This window comes from Capnocytophaga canimorsus (assembly GCF_002302565.1).
GTDB lineage: Bacteria > Bacteroidota > Bacteroidia > Flavobacteriales > Flavobacteriaceae > Capnocytophaga > Capnocytophaga canimorsus.
Window position 1 is genome coordinate 864,412 of the sequence record NZ_CP022382.1, and the last position, 20,251, is coordinate 884,662.

The 20,251-nt window shown below is 39.1% G+C and carries 8 protein-coding genes; 4 read left to right on the plus strand and 4 right to left on the minus strand.

Annotation, left to right across the window (positions count from 1 at the left end; all coding sequences use genetic code 11):
- Window position 1: 1 nt before the first annotated feature.
- Complete coding sequence (locus CGC47_RS03815; RefSeq protein ID WP_095900007.1) at window positions 2–664, minus strand: energy transducer TonB; 663 nt, start codon at window positions 662–664, stop codon at window positions 2–4.
- A 184-nt stretch (window positions 665–848) separates the two neighbouring features.
- Between CGC47_RS03815 and guaA the strand changes: the two genes are divergently transcribed.
- Complete coding sequence (gene guaA / locus CGC47_RS03820) at window positions 849–2,375, plus strand: glutamine-hydrolyzing GMP synthase (protein ID WP_042001877.1); 1,527 nt, start codon at window positions 849–851, stop codon at window positions 2,373–2,375.
- Window positions 2,376–2,595: 220 nt separating this feature from the next.
- On the opposite strand, the gene CGC47_RS03825 is transcribed toward guaA, so the two are convergent.
- Window positions 2,596–2,793: a helix-turn-helix domain-containing protein gene (locus CGC47_RS03825; protein ID WP_042001943.1), complete on the minus strand. Its 198-nt coding sequence runs from the start codon at window positions 2,791–2,793 to the stop codon at window positions 2,596–2,598.
- Window positions 2,794–2,938: 145 nt separating this feature from the next.
- Between CGC47_RS03825 and CGC47_RS03830 the strand changes: the two genes are divergently transcribed.
- From CGC47_RS03830 to CGC47_RS03840, 3 genes are read left to right on the plus strand one after another with little or no spacing between them, the layout of a single operon-like run.
- The gene (locus CGC47_RS03830; RefSeq protein ID WP_042001881.1) at window positions 2,939–3,163 is read left to right on the plus strand and encodes a hypothetical protein; all 225 of its coding nucleotides are present in this window, start codon (window positions 2,939–2,941) and stop codon (window positions 3,161–3,163) included.
- 48 nt (window positions 3,164–3,211) lie between these two features.
- Window positions 3,212–3,583 carry a bacteriocin fulvocin C-related protein gene (locus CGC47_RS03835; RefSeq protein WP_231552406.1) on the plus strand — a complete coding sequence of 124 codons (372 nt, stop codon included), beginning with the start codon at window positions 3,212–3,214 and terminating at the stop codon, window positions 3,581–3,583.
- Between the two features lie 13 nt (window positions 3,584–3,596).
- A complete protein-coding gene (locus tag CGC47_RS03840) occupies window positions 3,597–4,037 on the plus strand; it encodes a hypothetical protein (RefSeq protein WP_095900009.1) in 441 nt (146 codons plus the stop codon).
- A gap of 350 nt (window positions 4,038–4,387) precedes the next feature.
- Here the strand turns inward: CGC47_RS03840 and CGC47_RS03845 are convergent, their stop codons facing one another.
- Together CGC47_RS03845 and CGC47_RS03850 are read right to left on the minus strand one after the other, a co-directional pair.
- Entirely contained in the window at window positions 4,388–4,642 is a 255-nt protein-coding gene (locus CGC47_RS03845; RefSeq protein WP_197063703.1) for a hypothetical protein, read from the minus strand.
- A gap of 285 nt (window positions 4,643–4,927) precedes the next feature.
- Complete coding sequence (locus CGC47_RS03850) at window positions 4,928–20,095, minus strand: T9SS type B sorting domain-containing protein (protein WP_232779690.1); 15,168 nt, start codon at window positions 20,093–20,095, stop codon at window positions 4,928–4,930.
- Window positions 20,096–20,251: the final 156 nt, after the last annotated feature.

The following is a 20,251-nucleotide window of genomic DNA, read 5'->3' on the forward strand; positions in this document are numbered from 1 at the left end:
TTTAAGATTGCAGTTTAAAGGTAATAGGGTAAATATATAAAACATTAACAGGCTGTCCGTTACTTGTTCCAGGGATAAAACAAGGCAATTTTTCGATGATTTCAGCAGCTTTTCTCTCCAAAGACGGATGCGGGCCTCGCGTTTGCATTACTTCAACTTCTCCTGTTTGGGTAATCCGAAACTTAACAAAAACTCTACCCTGTACACAAATGTCCCGACAATCTTCTGGATAGCTAAAATGAGCTTTTACGTGTTTGTCTAATTCTTGTTTAAAACATCGGTTAAACTCTTCTCCCAAAACATCTTTACAGGCTTCAAATTTAGGTTTATCTTGGACTATATAATAAGGTATATCCTGCTCTGGTTCTAATAAAGTATCTTTTACAGCAAGAATATCCAAAGTGTCGAGTGGTAAACGACAACCACCTTCATATACGTATGTTGTTAGTGGTTGTGTAGGCAAAGGCGGTTCAACAACTATTTGAAAAATAGGTTCGTCTAACGAATGGTTAACTTCGGGGAATTGAACCAACTCCATAGGCGATTTTTTAAATTCAGTATTGATAGCCAACAAACTAAAACACGTTACTATTACCAGCCCGATGGCAAAATATACTCCTGAAAGGGCTTGTAAATCACATTTGGGTGCTTTTTGGGGTTTCATAACTTTGCTATTTACTTAGCAAACAACCAATTTACGTGCCAAATCGTTTTCAATTTTGGCTAATGTTTTATTTACTTGATAGGTAATAAACAAAAAATAGTTTTTATATTTGCCAAGGTTTATTTCAAACAATGATTTACAAATTCGTTACAATTAACGATTTAATTTATAGAGCATTACATCAATGAACAGTGTACTTATTTTAGATTTTGGGTCGCAATACACCCAACTGATTGCCCGTAGGGTTCGAGAGCTGAATATTTATTGCGAAATTCATCCGTACAATCACTTGCCCGAAAATGTTGGTGATTTTTCGGCGGTGATTCTTTCAGGTTCACCTTTTTCGGTACGAAATGAAGAAGCCCCACACCCCGATTTAAGCCAAATTCGTGGCAAAAAACCCTTACTTGGGGTATGCTACGGTGCTCAATATTTGGCACACTTCAATGGTGGTGAAGTAGCTCCGTCAAACATCCGTGAATACGGACGTGCCAATCTTACATTCATTAAAGCTGACGAACCTTTCTTCAAAAATATTCCGCAGAACAGCCAAGTGTGGATGAGTCACAGCGACACCATCAAACAGCTACCACAAAGTGGAGTATGTTTGGCAAGTACCAAAGATGTTGCTAATGCCGCCTATCGCATTGAGGGCGAAACCACTTATGCCATTCAGTTCCACCCGGAAGTGTATCATTCTACACACGGAAAACAACTCTTAGCAAACTTCCTCATTGAAATTGCAGGAATCACCCCAAGTTGGACACCTGATAATTTCGTAGAAATGACCGTTAAAAATCTTAAAGAACAAATAGGCGATGAACAGGTAGTTTTGGGGCTTTCAGGAGGAGTGGACTCCACCGTTGCTGCCGTGTTACTCAATAAAGCCATTGGCAAACAATTGCATTGTATTTTTGTGAATAACGGACTACTTCGTAAAAACGAATTCCAAAACGTACTCAAACAGTACGAAGGTATGGGGCTGAACGTGAAAGGGGTTGATGCTTCTGAGCGATTTTTACAAGCTCTTAAAGAGGTTTCCGACCCCGAACAAAAACGAAAAATCATCGGGCGTGTTTTCGTAGAGGTTTTTGATGATGAATCACAAAAGGTAGAAAATGCCAAATGGCTCGGACAAGGTACCATTTATCCTGATGTAATTGAGTCCATTTCCGTAAAAGGACCTTCTGCAACCATAAAAAGTCACCACAACGTGGGTGGACTCCCTGATTTTATGAAACTCAAAGTGGTAGAACCCTTGCGGATGCTCTTTAAAGACGAAGTACGCCGTGTGGGCGCCTCACTGGGTATTGACCCCGAACTGCTCGGTAGGCATCCGTTCCCCGGACCAGGACTTGCCATTCGTATTTTAGGAGATATTACCGCCGAAAAAGTACAAATGCTCCAAGAGGTCGATGCCATTTTCATAAACGGACTTAAAAAACACCAATTATACGACAAAGTTTGGCAAGCTGGTGCCATATTGCTTCCTGTTAACAGCGTAGGGGTTATGGGCGATGAGCGTACCTACGAAAAATGTGTTGCACTACGTGCTGTGGAATCTACTGACGGAATGACCGCCGATTGGGTACACCTACCCTACGAGTTTTTACAGCAAATTTCCAACGAGATTATCAACAAAGTAAAAGGTGTTAACCGCGTGGTTTACGATATCAGCTCCAAACCACCAGCCACCATTGAGTGGGAATAAAAGTTGGGAAAGAGAAAGGACAGAAGATAAAGTAAAAGCGAAAAACATAAAAAAGAGCAAACCCTAAGTTGCTCTTTTTTATTATTTAAGTTATGTGGTGTGGTAGTATATGAAGTTAATTAAAAAGGAAGATAATTTTTGAATAATTTCAAGTTAAAGTTTCCTACATTCAATCAATGATTTTTTTTTGAGGAGTAAGTGGTAAGTTGTCTGTTCATTTTTATTTCTTTTCAAAGAGGCTATCTATCGGGACATCAAGTATATTTGCTATACGCATCAGCATTCGGATAGGTAATTTTTGCTGACCATTTTCTATTTTGGCATAAGCAGATTGTGAAATTCCCAATTCCGAAGCCATCATTTCTTGTGAAATACCTTTTTCAATACGTTTTTTGCGGATGTTTATTAAGAAAATCATAGCTGTGTGGTTATAATTTTCTGGCAAGGTAGCGTTTTTTTACGAAAAAACAAGTATAAAAGTCATTTTATTCTAAAATCGAATAACAAGGTTACAAGAAAGGAGGTAAATTTGCTGAAAGTATTGAATATAGCTATATGATATTTTGTTTAATTTAAATTTTAAAATTAAAACTTTTGTTGTAGTTATTTTGCTCGTTGCCTTTGTTGCATCTTGTGACAGAACAGAAACCATTTCCGAAAAAAAGTCTTTTAGAAAGGAATTTATCGGAGAGAAAGGGATAGGTGTAGTGCGTGAAGATTTTAAAAATGCTTCTTTTGATGTCAAACAAAAACTTTGGACTGATAAATTGGAATACCTTTTAAACTAAGATTTTGATAATGAAATTAGAGCTGATATTAGAGTAATTAAAGATTTTATTTCGGATTTTGGAAATGAGGATAAATATTTGGCATTCAATCAAGCAACCATCAGATTAGCTAATAATATTCCCAAAGAAGATTTTATGTTAATGTTTACTTCATTAGATGATTATGATTATTCTGGTTCATTCCTAGGAAAAGAAAAAGTATCAAAAGTGTTTATTGACTACATTGAAGGATTGAAAGAAACATACTATCTAGGAGAAAATTTAAATGGTTCTAGCATTCCAAGTGTAGCACGAAGAAAATGTAGTTGTAGATGGTGTCTATTTGTCCCTGAAGAATATGTAACAGCGAATTGTGATGAAGCTGATTTCGGTTGTGGTTTTTTATGGCTACAAAGTTGTAATCGTACTGTATTTATTTGAAAAATTTTTTTTTATGAAAACAATCTTACTCAATAGTAGTTTAGGAATTTTGGCTTATTTGATAAGCGGTGTGTTGCTTTATGGGTATCATTCTTTGGTTTTACCTCTTTTTTTACTGATTATCGGGGTTTTGGGTTATGTTTTGTTGCGAAATCAAGATAAAAATAGAGTTACAAAAGGGTTGTTTTGGCTTTACGCTCCCGTACTATTATTGTTGCTAATCACTGGATGGGCAAATCATAATTTTTTGGTAGTCTTGCTTTATTTAGTTTTTGCAAGTATAATGGCTTTGTTAACTCGTTTAGCAATTTCAACTTCAAAAAAGATGCTTTTTTACGCAGGGGTGTTACTCATTGTAGTGGGAGCTTTTTTTGCTTTCCAATTCCTTTTGGGGCAAGATAATAGCTTTGAAATTGATCATATAAAAACGTTTTATCAAGGACTTAGCGGATAGACATAGCTAACCCAAAATGGTTTATCGTACTGATTCCCCCTTTGAAGGGTGTGAGTGAAAAACAAGGAAGTAATAGGGGATGTAAAAGCTAAAAAAACATCTTCCGCCTTTTGCTATGTATCCTATTTTCATAGACTTACTCTCTTCAAAGGAGGATTTTAGAGTGCGACAAACTATATAAGTTAGCTATAAATTCAAATGATTATAAAAAAAATAATTATAATCCGCAAAACGAAATGTACCCAAATTCAAAATGAAATCTATATTTTTTGAGGATTTTATTATCACAGACAAATATATATAAAAGTACAAAAACACGGCAATTGAGCCGTGTATTTTATTCCGCTTCCCTACCTCTTGATGTGATACATTATATAGGTAAACTTAGAGTCGTATGTTGTTGCATTTGCCGTTGTACTGATATTTGCTCCTTTGAATGGATTAGCATTGTCGCTGGTTCGAGTCTCTATCCACTCGCACAACTCCATAATTTGCGATTTATTACTTGTGAAATAGAAGTAACTTTGCCCGTGAAGACAATCCAATACATCTAAATAATCACGTAACCTCCAATAGTCTTTACTGTTGTACGTTGCTAGGGGCAAAACTTTCTATGGCATTAAAAATTGAAATCTTCAAGTCGTCCAACCACACTTTGGCTCGGTTCATTTTTTCGTTGTAACCGCCCATATCACTTGGGCTTACTCCGTGCCATTACCGTACCTGACAACAAAGTAATGGAAGCTGTCGTCTTTACACGTCTACACTTAGAATTACCTCTTGATAACTCTTCGAATAATCACTACTCACAAATTATCAAATATTACCAATTAAAAAGGGCGGTTGTAATGTTACAACTCGCCCTTTTTGTTTACAACTTATAAATCGAATTATCGGAACAAGGTAAAATGCCCTACAAATTCACGATTATCGTCATCTTGATTAAGCCTAATGGTGTACCAATAGTCGCCAGAAGGTAACTCTTTTCCTTTGTATTTACCATTCCAAGTTTCTCCTTTTTTAAGGGTAACTATGAGTCTGCCATATCGATCGTAGATATAGGTTTCAATATTCGGATAGTTACGTGTGTTTCGAGGACCCCAGTGGTCATTTTCTCCATCTTCATTCGGAGTGAAATAATTTGGAATTTCAATCTCGAAAAATTCTCTTTCTATCAAAATTTCTCTTTCACATCCTAAATTATCTACCACACGAGCCGTAATTCTCTTAACTTCTTTACCTGCAGCATTCACATATCCTGGGTCGGTTTTTCTCAAGTAATACTCATTGGTTGGGTAAGATACTCCATTGAAATAATAAGTGTATGGAGCCGCACCGCCTTTTGCCTCTACCCGAACTTGATTAGCCGTTCTGGCATCGGAAGTATCGTTTAGCATTAGTGGTTGATAGTCTTCCACATTGAAGTACTGACTGGCAACAATGGTATGCTTACATCCGTTGTGGAAAATGGTAATATATTGACCTGCTCCTACGGGTATATTTCTGATGATGGCTCGAGAACCATTGAACTCGGAGAAGTTTCGTGCATCGGCAATATCACTACTGTTAAGTGCATAAGTAGTATTGGTTAGGTCTAATTGGGTATTATCAAACACTACTTCCAAATAATTCGTAACTGAATTGCCTATCACTTCAGCACATTCGTAAACCAACTTCACGGTTACTGGCGCCAAATTCGGTGCTTCTTTAATCACTACCTGATGCGTATTGGTACAAGTTCCTGAATCGGCATATTCCAAAAGATATGTTCCAGAAGGAAGATTATTCAAAGTAATTATACTTCCCGCAGATATACCAGATTGAGAAGTATGTATTGCTCCTCGTGAATTTACCAATTGGTAGCGATAGTTGGCACGTCCTCCAGCTATTTCAAAAGTAAACGTACCATCTTTTTCATTGTAACAAGATTCGTCTGTTATATTTACCGAATTCAATTGCAATGGTAATGGTTCATCAACGATAAAGGTATGCTCTACTTCACAACCATAATCCGTATCGCGAACAACCACAATGTAAGTACCTCCGCTGAGTCCTTCAAATTTATTTGAATTTCCGAACTGCGTCAGATTTGGTGAAATCGCATACTGATAATTACCTGAACCTCCGGTAACGGCTACCGACACGAAAGCATCTGCAGCTGCGTGACAAGAAACATCTTGCTGAGTTGGAGTTAAAGCAAGTGGCGATTTAAGTTCCACCTCAACTGGTAGCTCCACCACGCAACCTCTGTCGTGTTTTATGGTTACCGTATGCATTCCTACGGAAACTCCTCTGAAAATTGGGTCGGTGGTAGGTGTACCTCCATCTAAAGCGTAAGTTACTTGTGACATATAAAGCGGATTTACTTTCACTACTATTTTATTTTCAATCACATTTGCCGCACAACCATACTGGGCAGTGGCGGTGGCTTGAAGGTCAACCCCTGGTTTTATTTCAGAGAGAATAACGTGCCCTATACAACCATTACTATCTTTCACGAAAATTACATTTCCTGCGGTAGCTGGTAAATTGTCATAATAGAACTTATTGAGTTGCCAATCTGCCGAATCCTTATCGTCATTCAACGAGGTATAGTAAGGGGCTACTCCACCTGTAACGGCGATGGTTGCCGTTCCGTCAGAAGCACCCAAACATTTCTCATCAGTTACAGAAACTTCATTAACTCGTATTAGAGTTGGCTCAGCGATGACAAAAGTTAGCTCCTCAAAACATCCGTTTTCATCTTGAACAATAACGGTGTAATTACCTGGAGTTAGCTTATCGAAATGATTTTTAGCCTCGAAACGATCTAATCGTGGTGAAATGGCATATTTAATCTCGCCTGTTCCACCTGTGGCTTCCACCCGAATTTCACCATCATTTCTGCCAAAGCAAGTTACATCAGTCTTCGTATGATTTACTACCATTGCAGGAGCTTGGTTAATAACAATTGGCGCATCTGTTATTTGCTCACAATCCACACTGGTTACTTTTACGTGATAAGTACCCGCTGCTAAGTTTGTAAATAAACCATCGATACTAACGATAGGCGTTGGGAAGGAAGCCGAAGCTCCATCAAGTAATTCGTATTGGTAATTGCCCAATCCGCCAGTTGCTTTTGCTTTAATACTTGCCGAACTATCACCATTACATTTCACGTAAGCATCGGTGGTATCAACGGTCAATTTCAAATCAGGTATTGGGTAAATTTCAATGGTATTTGATATCTTAGAAAGACATCCGTTAGCATCCTTAGCATAGAAAGTATGAACTCCTACTCCTTTGTTAAACACATTACTTGTTCCAAAAGTACCCATTGGAGCATCACTATACGTATATGGTGGCGTTCCTCCTGTTGCTGAAAGGGTTATGGTAGCCAAAGTATTAAGACAAGTAATATTTGTGGTTATTTCTGCTGAAACTTTTACTGGTGTAGGTTCAGCAATGGTAACCTGAGGGGTGGTAAAGTCACAATTCCAACCATCAATTACTTTTATAGCATAATTTCCTGCTCCTAATCCGCTGAATATTGGACTGGTTTGAGCTGCCGATTCTATAGCTCCAGAAGCCGTGTATGTAATCAGCGCATACTGATAATTACCCGAACCTCCGCTAACTCCAGTAGCCTCAATAGAAGCTGTTTTCTCTCCAAAACAACTTATCGGAGTGGAACTCATACTTGCCGTTGCCGCAATAGGTGTCGGTGGAGCGATTGTAACTACTTGGGTTACTGAACAACCTTCTTTATCGATAACTTGTACCGTATAATTTCCTGCTCCTAACCCTATAAAGGTGGTCGTGGTGGTATACGTTCCATAAAGCGGATGCCCCACCAATTGGTACTGATAGTCGCCCCAACCGCCGTCAGCTACTACGCTAATAGTGGCATCGTTATCCTTACAAGTCAAATGATTAGTGATGGCTGCATCGATGGTCAACGCATGTGTCGGTCCAGAGATGAAGACAACTCCGGAACTTTCCTCACAAAACGGATAAGCCGTTTGGGTTACCTTCACATACCAATTCCCTTGCGGAATATTATTTATTATAACAGTAGTTGTACCTGCTGGAATATTATCGGAAGCCCCTGCAAGAGCCGTTCCTGCAGTGTCATACACCTGATAGGTAGCTGTACCGCTGTAGCCCGAAATCTCAAAAGTTATTTTACCATCAGTAGCTCCGTCGCACGAAATGTTCTGACTTGGAGTAGCTTGAACTTGCATCGTTCTGTATCCCGCTACATTATAAGCAGTGGTGGTGTAACAGCCCGTTTTGATGTCCGTAACTTTAAACTCGTAGAAGCCTGGCATTGGTAAGTCAAAGATAGCCATTTGAGTTCCTGCTGCCAAAGTCTGCGGTGCTACTACCACCGAAGCCGTATTCGTTACCTCAATTTGATAGCCTTCATTAGCTCCTCCTGTAATTTCAAGGTTAATACGTTCTGGACTTCCACACCTAATGGCTGCTAATGGTGTTACTTCTAACTTAGTGATTTTTGGTAACGGATTTATCACTATCGGTAACGAAGTAGCCTCACATCCGTGGGCATCTTTTACATATACCGTAAAGTTTTGAGCTGCCCCAGTATCCGTAATGGCAAACGTACCCGTAGTATTATTAAAGTCAGTATTATCCAAGCTATAACGATACGGGGGTGTTCCTCCTTGAGCCACCACAGTTATAGTTGCTAACTGCGGAACATTGGTTATACTACACGCAAACGGAGTTATCACCGTAGCTGCGTTATTTACCATTAACGGATTAGGCTCATCTATTGTCATCGGTTTTGTTTCCTCACAGCCTCTGGACGAAACCACTTTTACCGTATAATTACCCGCAGCTAAATTAGGGAAATTAACCGTTATAGGCGTTGCTGTTACATTTTGGGTTTGAGGCACAAAACCAGCAATGGTACTATTTAACGTAACCTGATAAAGAGGTTGTGTATTGCTTACAGGAATAGTAACACTTATACTTCCATCATTTGCTGAATTACACTTCACATCAGCTTTGGCTACATCGAAAGTTACATCTACTTTGTCGGTAATTTTAAACATTGTGGTGGTTGTAGCACATCCTGATGTAATATCATAAACGTGTGCGGTATAATCTCCTGCTGGAAGACCTGTAAAGGTAGGATTGTTTACTTGTGTTCGGTTAAGAGTTCCGCCATCGGTTATGGTAAATCGTATGTTGGTAGAACCACCCTCATAATCAATGGTAGCTGTACCTCCTGTATTCGGATTACAAGTAACCTCTTTAGCAATAGCCACTGCTTTAATCACAATAGGTTCAAAAATTTCCACAGTTGCAGGAAGAGTTACTGTACATCCCCAAGTATCGGAAATTCTCACGGTGTACGTTCCTCCAGCAAGACCTGTAAACACATTAGCCGTTTGTGGCGCTCCGTGTTCATTGCCATTTCGGATAAGTTGATAGGTGTAATTGCTTCCCTGACCACCGCTTGTATTTTCTACGGTAATGCTTCCGTTTGCTGCCATACAATTGTGAGTGGAAACTTTCAAGGTGGCTGTTATAGGGTCTGGCACTTTTAATACCACATCAGGTAATTGTTGCTCACAATTTTTGCTGTCTTTAACCCAAACTTGGTAAGTATTTGCACCCAAACCATTAAACAACGGAGTATTTACATAACTTACCGAAGTAGGTGCTGTAGTTCCTACATAGTAGGTATATCCGCCCCAACCACCTGTTGTACCGACAATTTCAATAGCTCCATCCGTGTTAGAGCGACACGAAATAGGGGTTACTTGCGTGGCTGCGGTAAGGTTGGCATCAGGTTCGGTAATGGTAAAGTTATAGGTTTCACTACACTTCGGATTATTTTGTTGGGTTGCTGTGAAGACATAGCTTCCTGCCTGTAACCCTGTAATTGCCCCTGTAGTTGAAGCTCCTCCTGCTATTGTTCCATTTTTGGGTGATGGTCCTGTAATTTGCCAAGTATAATCTGCAGTGTATCCAGTTGCTGTTACATTGAAGGTAATGCTTCCGGTTGACGTTCCTTTACAACTTACCTGCGTAGTGTTTGCTACCTCTATTACAATATTGTTAGGATTTTTAACCTCATAAGTGGTTGAAAGCATACAGCCTGTATCGGTATGTGCCACCCAGAAAGTGTAAGTACCTATGTTCAATCCTCCAAAGCTATTTGAAGTTTGCCAAGCCGTATGAGTCAAAGCAGGAGGTGTATCTCCTTGATAGAACCTCCATTTGGCTGCGGTACCAGTGGTTGAACCTACATTAAGGGTAACGGTTGCTGTACCTCCACAAACCATTGGGGTAGCAGTAGGCGTTACTGATGATAACTCATCAAAAGGAATAATGGTTTCGGTAATAGATAGATCACAATGATTAACATCAGTAACCAATACTTTCACCGATCCGCCCAAGTGGTTGCTGATCATCATTTCAAGCCCTAAGACCTCTACATCATCGGCAGTATTTGCAGGGGTAGCATTATCGTAAACCATTTTGTAGGTGTACGGAGGCGTTCCCCCACTGATTTTAGTGGGATCAAGCCTTACCCACGCATTCTGTACGTTGTTACCCGTAGCACAACCAAAAGGAGTTACCGTTGCAAATCCTGTACTTGAACTAATGGCATCGGGTCCACCCACGTCCACAGTAAATTGAGTTTCACAACCATTTTGCCCTCGAGAGGTTATGGTGTAACTTGCCTTAGTAAGCCCTGTAAAGGTTTTGGAAGCGGCATCATACGTTCCTGTACTTGGCGTTATAGTATAGGTGTAAGGACCATCTCCTAAGTTTGTCTCTGTAATGACGATACGTCCGTCCGATGCTCCAAAGCAACTTACATCAAAGCCTTTTGCTGTAAACTGAGGTTTTATTGCCTCTGCTACCACAACCGTTGTGGTTATAGGAGTAGTACAATGAGCTCCTTCGTCATATACTTTGATTGTATAAGTTCCTGCTTGTGCAACCGTCATACGATACGGATTTGGAGGTAATGGTGTTTTGGGGATATTGGCTTGACCTGAAACTTCATAATGATAAACTCCTGAGCCTTGTGGCACTTTAATTTCAATTTCAGCATTTATTCCATTACAACCTAACAATTTGGTTTGCTTAACTTCCACCTTCATTTTGTCATAAAGCACAATAGGTGTTGTGTTAGTGGTTTCACAACCTGTTGTTTTATCACGAACTACAAGGGTGTAATTACCTGCCGTTAGGTTTGTAAAACGTTTGTCATCTTGCCAAGCACCTGTACCTAATCGGTATTCAAACTGATTTCCTAAAGGAGAGGTTACCTCTATGGATAGTGGCTCGGTACAACTATCCGCTGTTGCCATAGGTACAGCAGGCGGACTTACCATATTGATAGTTACTGGTCCTAAATCTTCTTCACAACGAGGCACATTCGGGATTTGATCAAACATAGATACCTGAACAATAATACTGCCTGTTACCCCTGCATTAAGAACCGATTGCGGTATTTCAATAATATTTTCTCCTAAATTACCAAATATTGGAGCTGTAAATTGAGGGCTGGTTAATCTGTAAAGGTATTTTCCGCTACCTCCCGTAGGATTTTGAATTTCAATTATTCCTGGTAAATTACAAGTAATGCCACGTACTACGTGCGTAGTAGCAGTCATTGGGGGTAATTCATTAACACGGAAATTCTCACTTGCCCAAATACATTGATTGTTTGTTGTAGGGAACACCTCCATATAATATTCTTCATTGATTGGTAAGGCAATGGCAGTGTGATTTACCTCTCCTCCTGCTGGTAATACATTAAGGTTTCCACTCCAAGTACCAAGTTGATTAGGTGGTGCTGCTGGATTTATAGTGCTTACAGGTACTCCAGCTTTATTTTTTATAACATAACTGAAAATATTTCCCATAGTAGAACCTGCTCGATGCCTAATGGTGAACTCAATTCTTCCTTTTCCACCTGGACAAGCGTCTATCACTTTGCCTGTTATACGTATAGGTAGGACATCACCAGCATAAATATCCTCATTATTTTCCTTAATACAATTATCCTTATCTCGTACATAGAATTTATAGCTTCTACCTGGTATTAACCCTGTAAAGGTGTATTGGTCGAGCGTACCCCCAGGTCCAGTTGAGGAGCTATTTCCAGGTAGCCAATTTGCCGTAGGAGAATTATGATCTTCATCCATAGTAAATTCGTAATAAGCAGGAGATCCTGGAAACGGAGTTCCTCCTTGTGCCGTTAAGGTAACCTCAAATTGACTATTTCCTGTACCTGGACAACCGTTGGTTATACTATTCAAGGTAGTACTTACAATGAGGTCACTAAGCGGATAAGATACCTTGTATTTATCAAGTAAGGTCAAACAAACAGCAGTAGCAGTAGCCCCTGCACCTTTGGTTACTGTTTTAATTTGAACCGTAAAACTTTCTCCTGGTTTAAAACTACTAATGGTGTTAACAGATGCCAATGTGAGCCAGTTAGCCCCATTATCTACACTATAATACATATCGTAATCGGTAGAATATCCATCAATCACCGTTTGAGGCACCTTCATTTCCAATGGAACAGTGCTATTTGGCTTTATACAGCCCGTAGCTTTACTCTCAAAAGTTGCTGTAAATTGAGGACGATGCGTAATATTTATGATTTCTGTTTTCGGACAACCATATCGGTCAATAATCTTAACCTCAACGCTATTTATAGTAGGGCTAATCCCCACAAAATCATAACTTGTATTGATATAATTGTTTACGGTTTGTAAAGCAGTCGCCGGATTTGCCGCATCGGCAATAGTTAAGGTATAAGGTGCTTCCCCTACAATATTGGTTACTTTTACAGTTACCGCCTGACCATAACAAGACGGAGTTACTGCATTTGCCGTAAAGCCAATTGCCGGAGCCTGTTCAACTTTTATCGTTTGAGAAACTGTACACTCCGCTGAACGCAAGTAAACATCATATTCCCCTACATTTGCCGAAGGTACGGCATAAGTATTTGTAGAAACAAAATTGGTAGGCATAGTTCCTTTAGGTACAAAAGCATACTCATACGTTCCATCACCACCTTGTGCTGTAACCTCTATTTTACCATCATTACAACTTGCCTTAGTGGCTTTGACTTGCATCATCAAACGAGGATGTATGGTTACCGTAACTGGTTGCTCACAACCATACGCATCAGAAACACGAATAGCATAAGTACCTTGTGAAAGATTATTAAATGTATAAGTCATTGGACTTCCCGCTAACGGATGTTGCCAAGCTCCTGCGTTAATATTAAACTTATATCCTCCGTTACCATCGGTGACCGTTACTTTTATGGTTGCATCATTATTTCCAGAATAACAAGGTTCGATTTCCGTATTGAAAGTAATTGTTTTAGGTGCAGTTACCTCAAAAGGTGTTGGATACGAAAACTCACAACCTTTTGCATCTTTTACTACAAAGGTGTAATTTCCTGCTGATAAAGGCGTAAACACATTAGAATTCTGCCAAGAAGCTCCGTTATCTTTACTATACTGATAAGGCGATGTTCCGCCTGTGGCTTGTAATTCAACCGTTGCTCCAGCATTGTTACACTGCACAGGAACGGTTATTGTTGGGGGTTGTAATTGCAATGGATTAGGTTGTGTAACCGTTACATCAACTTCTTTTTCACAATCAAAAGTACCATCTGCTTTTTTGTATTGAACAAAAATCTTATACGAATTGGCAACAAGTGATTGCAAAACAATTGGAGAAGTAGTCATATTCACCCAAGAAACCTTATTATCAACACTATAACGATACCCTTCTACATTATTAAAATTACTTACCGAAATTGTGATTTTTCCGTTATTCTCTCCATTACATCTTACGTGTTCTACAATGGGTGTTCCTAATGAGAATGCTTTTCCGCTTTCCACATTGACAGAAACCGAAATGGTTTGCCAACAATCTTCGGCAGGAGCCACATTGTTTTGTTTGTAACGAATATGTATTTGATGAACTTTTGGAGTCATATTATTGAATACATTATTGGTAGTGTAATTCACACCTCCATCTGTACTATATTCATAATCAAACGTTGCAGGTGTAGGCGTAAGTGTAAAGTTACCCGTACCATCACAATTATAGGTAATTATAGGATCAGTATTTACGGTTGGAGGTGTTGGCTCGGGGGCTACCACCACAGTATGCAATAACGTACAACCTTTGCTATCGATTATCCTTACCTGATGTGTTCCAACAGGCAAATAATCCGTTGCATTATTTGAAGGCGTACCCGTATTGAATTGGTATTGGTAAGGTGGCGTTCCTCCGTTAACATTTCGAACTGTTACTTTGGCTGTCTTGTCTGCACGGCAACTAATCAGTGTTTCTACCACCACATTAGCCGTTAGAGCCGCATTGGGCTGGGTGATTGTAACAGATTCCTCTTTTTCACACTGATAAGCATCTACTACCTTAACTCTGTATGTTCCTTTTGGGAGATTTTCAAAAGTATTTTGGCTGCCTTTGTTTACTCCGTTAAGGAAATAGGTATAAGGAGGCACACCCCCTGTAACCGTCGCTACGATTTTTCCGGTACTATCTCCAAAACAATTCACGTGAGTTGGTGTGAGGGTTACCGTAGGCTGTACTGCTGGAGCTAAGGTACGTGCCACAGTTGTTTTACAGCCTTTACTATCAATAATTTCAAAGGTATAGGTATCGGGCGTATCGGTGCTATATTCAATGGTACTTCCCGTTACGTTCTGCGGAGTTCCGCCATTAACTGTATAAGTATAAGGTGGATACCCGCCTCTTATAGTAACTTGTATTTTTCCTTGGTTATCAGGAGCTACTTTACAAGTAATTGGCTTAACAATAGTGGTGTTAGACGCATCTAATGCAAGAGCTATGGTTTCAGTAAGCGGTTTATCACAGCCATTGGCATCAATTACCTTAATGTTATATGTATTGGGCGTTAATCCGTTAAAGGTATAAGAAGTATCATTCCCTTGATGTTTTTCAACATTATTGAGCAAATAACGATACGGTGCTGTTCCACCCGTAACCTCAACGGTAATACTTGCGGGTTGAGCAGCCGAATAACAATAGTTAGATGTTGTTGCAACAGATACATTAGGTGCTTGAGCGGCTGTAACTTCGAAAGTTTTTACTGGAGCAGCACAATCATTGGCATCAGTTACTTCAAGGCGATGTTGCCCTACTTGCGTTAATCCTGTAAATAAGGGTGAATTTTGTACTATGGGAGTATTGTCAGGTAACGTAAGCTTATACTTAAGCGCTCCTGTACCTCCACGAGCAACTACATTGACGCTTACCGAAGTTACATCACAACGGATTAACTGGTCAGGGATATCATTCACTACAATTTCATCAGGTGCTGTAATGGTAAAGTCCTTACTTACCTCACAATTGGTAGAGGTAGCATCGTAACGGAATTTTACGTTATAAGATTTTGCTGACAAATTCGGCATCACAAACGGATTAGCCGTAGAAGTTTGCCAAGCACCACCATCTACTGAATAGACGTATCCGTTTGCCGTATCAAAGTTTTTAAGCGTTATACGATACGAACCGTTGTTTCCGCCAAAACAAGTAGCATTTGTTGTAATTTGAGAATTAGCCACCTCAGCAAACGCTTTATCAGATTCTACCCTCACCTTAATAGTTTTGGTAAAACCACAGGTCTCAGGAATTTGATACAAATAAATATCATCAAGTACTAAGTCGTTACCTGCTGTTACTAAACTATACGAACGTACCACAGCATACAATGTGGTATGTCCTTCTGGATTTAATGAGAAATTATAAACGTACCAATCGTTTTCACTTGTATTTTGAGGAACGCGAGGCGTGATTCGTTGAGCTACTAGCGGATTATTAGCTGCAATATCAGCCTCACTGGTATATAATTCTATGGATAAATCAGGATTTACTTCATCTGCTCCGCTTTGCATCAAGTTAAATACGGCTATCGAAAATCGAATATTTTGATTTGGGATAACATCTTTCATTTCTCTCTGATAAAGAATGGCTCCCTCAGTTCCTAAAACATCTCCCACATTGATAAATAATTTTCTTCCGTTAGGATTTCCTGAACGATCATTAGGTTGTCTTCCCCAAATAATTGGGTTCATACGATTAGATACCACATATTCCCCATCGTTTATATTCAAATTATCGTGATACGTGTACGTTTCAGGCTCACCTAAGCCATTTACAATGCGTCGTGTACCATCAGTATATAAAATGGTATTCGTGTTATTTCTTTGCCTTTGAGGCTCAAAGAAATATTTTGGATTGATATAAGGCGTAGTGACATTTTGCGTTCCTACCCCGAAATCTTCCAAAAATAATATATTGGGCGTAGGAGCGGTAGGGTCAGCATAAGAAATAGTTATGGTATGTTCACCTTCACCCAAATTATCAAAAACAGGAGAGGTTTGAGTGGTTGCTCCTCCATCAATGCTATAGACATATTGGTATCCAGGCTTATCATTAGTCAGAGTAATGGTTCCTTTTCCTTCACAATTATATGTAACCGAAGACTGAAAAATAGGATTTACTGGAGCATTAGGAATAGTTACTTTCATCTGGTACTCACACCCTTGAGCATCGCGAACAAATATAGGAATATCTACCCCTGGAGCTACCTGCCCTTCTTTTTGACTTTGCCAAGTTTGCTTATTATCAAAGCTGTACTCATACGGTGGCGTTCCGCCTTGAACATTAGTTACACGCACCTCAGCTTTATCATTTCCTACACAACCTACCAATTTCGAAACTCCTGCAAAGGCTACGGTTATAGGTCCGTTACCTTTATTGATGGTAATGGATTTGGTTAATGTACAACTTGTATTTCCTAAACTATAAACTAAAGCAGGTACATAGTTTTGTGTAGGATTCAAATTAGCAAACACAGGGCTACTTTGAGTAGTTGCCCCACCATCAACACTATACGAAAGCGTATAGCCATTAGCATTGGTTACATTGATAATTTCAAGAGTAAGTGAAGCAGCACAATCTCTCAAAGTTTGTTTTACCTCAAAATCAGGCACTGGCAAAGGCTGTACAGCAACATCATCAGTTGCCTCACAGTTATTAGCATCGACTACCTTGATGGTATAGTTTTGTGCCTGAGTTACTGTAAATTCATAGAAAGACTCCCCATAATTGTAAACATAGTTATTTCCGCCATCAATGGAAAAGGCATAGTCGAGTTTTCCTCCTATAACATCGGCACGAATTATTGCTGTACCGCACATCAACCCTCTCACCACCTGAGCATTAACTTGTAATGGTGCGATACGGGTTACCTCTTCATATTTAGAAAGGTTACAACCATCAGGAGTGGTTACCTGTATATGATAGGTACCTTCATTAAAGCCAGAGAAAGTAATATCAGAGGTTTGAGTCGCTGTAGCTTGTGCTACAATGCTTGAAGTGGCATCTGTAATTACATAATTGTAAGGTGGTAGCGCATCTGCCACCTGTACCCGAATGCTTCCTTTGGAGTTTTCACAAGCCAAAGGAGTAGTAGAAACCACTAGTTTAGGGGTCATTTTAATTATTTGTATGGGATTGCTTTCCAAAATACAAGGTTTATAGGTAGCATCCGCAGCCAATTTTTGACGTATCAAAACAGTGTATGAGTCTTCATTGGTGATATTATCAAAAATATTAGAATTCTGATAATTAACTACAATTACATTGCCACTATTTCGTAATGCGTATTCATAATTACTGGGGACATTGGTAACCTCAATACGCCCTGGCGTGTTACAAATGATATTTCGCCGACTAATTTTCGGATCAATTTCCGTTTTGGTAACCTTAAAATAATAAGTAGTAACACAATTATTTTGATAGGTAATGCTCACTCGATAATCCCCCGCTTGAGAAACATTAAAGTTATTTTGAGTGCTTTGTGTCGCCCACGTACAACCATATAAGTTATAAACGGGACAACTGGCTACGTGGTCAGTAGGAATAGGGCAATCGTTTCGTTTTTGCCAAGCATACGATACGGCATTACCTATGTTGAGAATCAAATTCTTACTACTATTTTTACCACATAAGTAAATTTGTGGGTATTTAATTCCGTCATTTCCACAGGTCAACACTTCACTAGCATAAGGTTCTATAGGATTTACCGCATTTGCCTGCTCGTGAAGCACCACCGTAATTTCTTCGGTCATATTTCTACAAGGTGGATTTGTTGTTTTTTCTACCCGATAAACTCCTGTTTGGGTAACTTCTATTGACGGAAATTTTCCATTCTTTATAACTTGATCAGGAATAGGAGCAGGATTGATTTTTATCCATTTATAATTATCAAAATCAGCACCAGCGGTAAGGGTTATTTTATCGCCACACAAAATGGCTTGGCTTTTGCTGGTACAATCGGCTGTATCAACGATAAAATTGGAAGGACCTACCACGCCACCATCACAAGTGGTAAACTGGTTAAAACTCTCAGCTTGGAAAGGAATGGTCGTAGTATTTTGAACCCCGAAATACGAAGCACTGGCTATGTTTTTAATTTCATTGGAACAAGCATCACGGAATTGATCGCAATTCTCGGCTACCTTTACGTTAAAACTAATGGTATGTTCTGTACTATTTTGTTTTACCAAATCTTCAGGAATGGTAAACTCAATATAATGGCTATTATCAGGATTGGCTTTATTATAAGGCTCATAGCGATAAGTTACCCCAGTGGGTAATACAAGATTGGTAATTACATCATCAAAATGTAAATTAACATTAAGTTTATCTTTAATTTTCAATTGTTTAGCATCATCATTACCGATATTTCTGAATTTAATTCGGTATTGTAATTGTTGCCCCAAGGTAACATCTTGCCCTGTAATATCGGCAGGTGTTCCCGTTACGCTATAAACCCGTTTTTCCATAACGATTTTGGGTTCGATAACGTCAACAGCAAAAGCCATCATAAAAGGGAAAAATGCATCTTGCCCTCCTTGGGAAGGGGCATTTTCTGGAACAATTGTAATTTCATCGGAATTGTTGGCTATAAGATTATTACCAGGATTTGGTATATCAAATATACCTATATCAAATCCTAGCAAATTGGTACTGGCTGGATTTCTATCAAGATTAACCCCAGAAGTATTAGTAATTTTGCTATTAAAGAAATTAGGATTTGCTCCAGTACTATATCGCTGATTACCAGCATCAATCAAAACCCCCGAATTTGTTGGGCTTTTCATACTTAACTTATCTCCCGCTATACCTAATTCCCCTTCTAAACTTGAGAAAGCAAATTTTGCTCTAACGGGTCCCAAAGGAATAGTTCTAAATCCAGACACTGGAATTTCTAATTTTGAATGTGCATTGTTTATGGTAGAAAAACCTTCAAATAAGGTGATGTGTTTACTAGGCATATTTGAATCTTCATAAACTATGAAAAGCGTCCATCCTGCGGTATAACCAACCCCTGAGGCTTCCCTTCCTATAGGAGCTTGAATGTCTGCCACAGTATAAGTTCCTGAAAAGTTAGTTGTATTAAGCAGATGTGTTACCTCTGTAGCATACACATAAGCACGTTGCTTATTCTCCTCTGTTCTATCCTGTCCACTAACTATTATACTAGGATTATCAAAAATCGCTGTCCCTGTCAGCTCTGTATAATTAGCCGCACCAGGCACCTTAAATTTTACATTTTTGTAACGTTGAGGTACCATATTACCAGCCGCTTTACCTACGTTAGTGTAAGCTGCTGTCCAATAAAGCACAGCTTTTCTTAGTTTGATACAAGCAGATGCTGGATAGGTCACATTTGCAGAACTCGAATTACGTGTTTTATTAGTAGTACCATTATATGCGCCATCTACATCAATATAATTGAGCTCAATAAAAGCATTTGAACCATTATCTCCTATATAAGGCGTATTTGCAGGATAACTTCCTACATTTAGAATGGAGTTTCCTACAACAATCATATCCCCTTTTATCGTTTCTTGATAACGGTCTTTTTTAAAAGGAACATGATTTTGAGCGAACAAATCGGCTCCGAAAAGCGTGAGTGTACTGATTACAGACAGTAATACCTTCATTGGGAGAGTTTTTCGTACTTCCATTGTGTTGGGCTTTAGTTTCTAATTATCTTCTTAAACAAATACAATCAAACGACCAAAATCTTACGAAAAATGAGCTCTCGTAAGATAATTATCTTATAAATCAAAATCAGTTATACCTTATATCTATAGTAT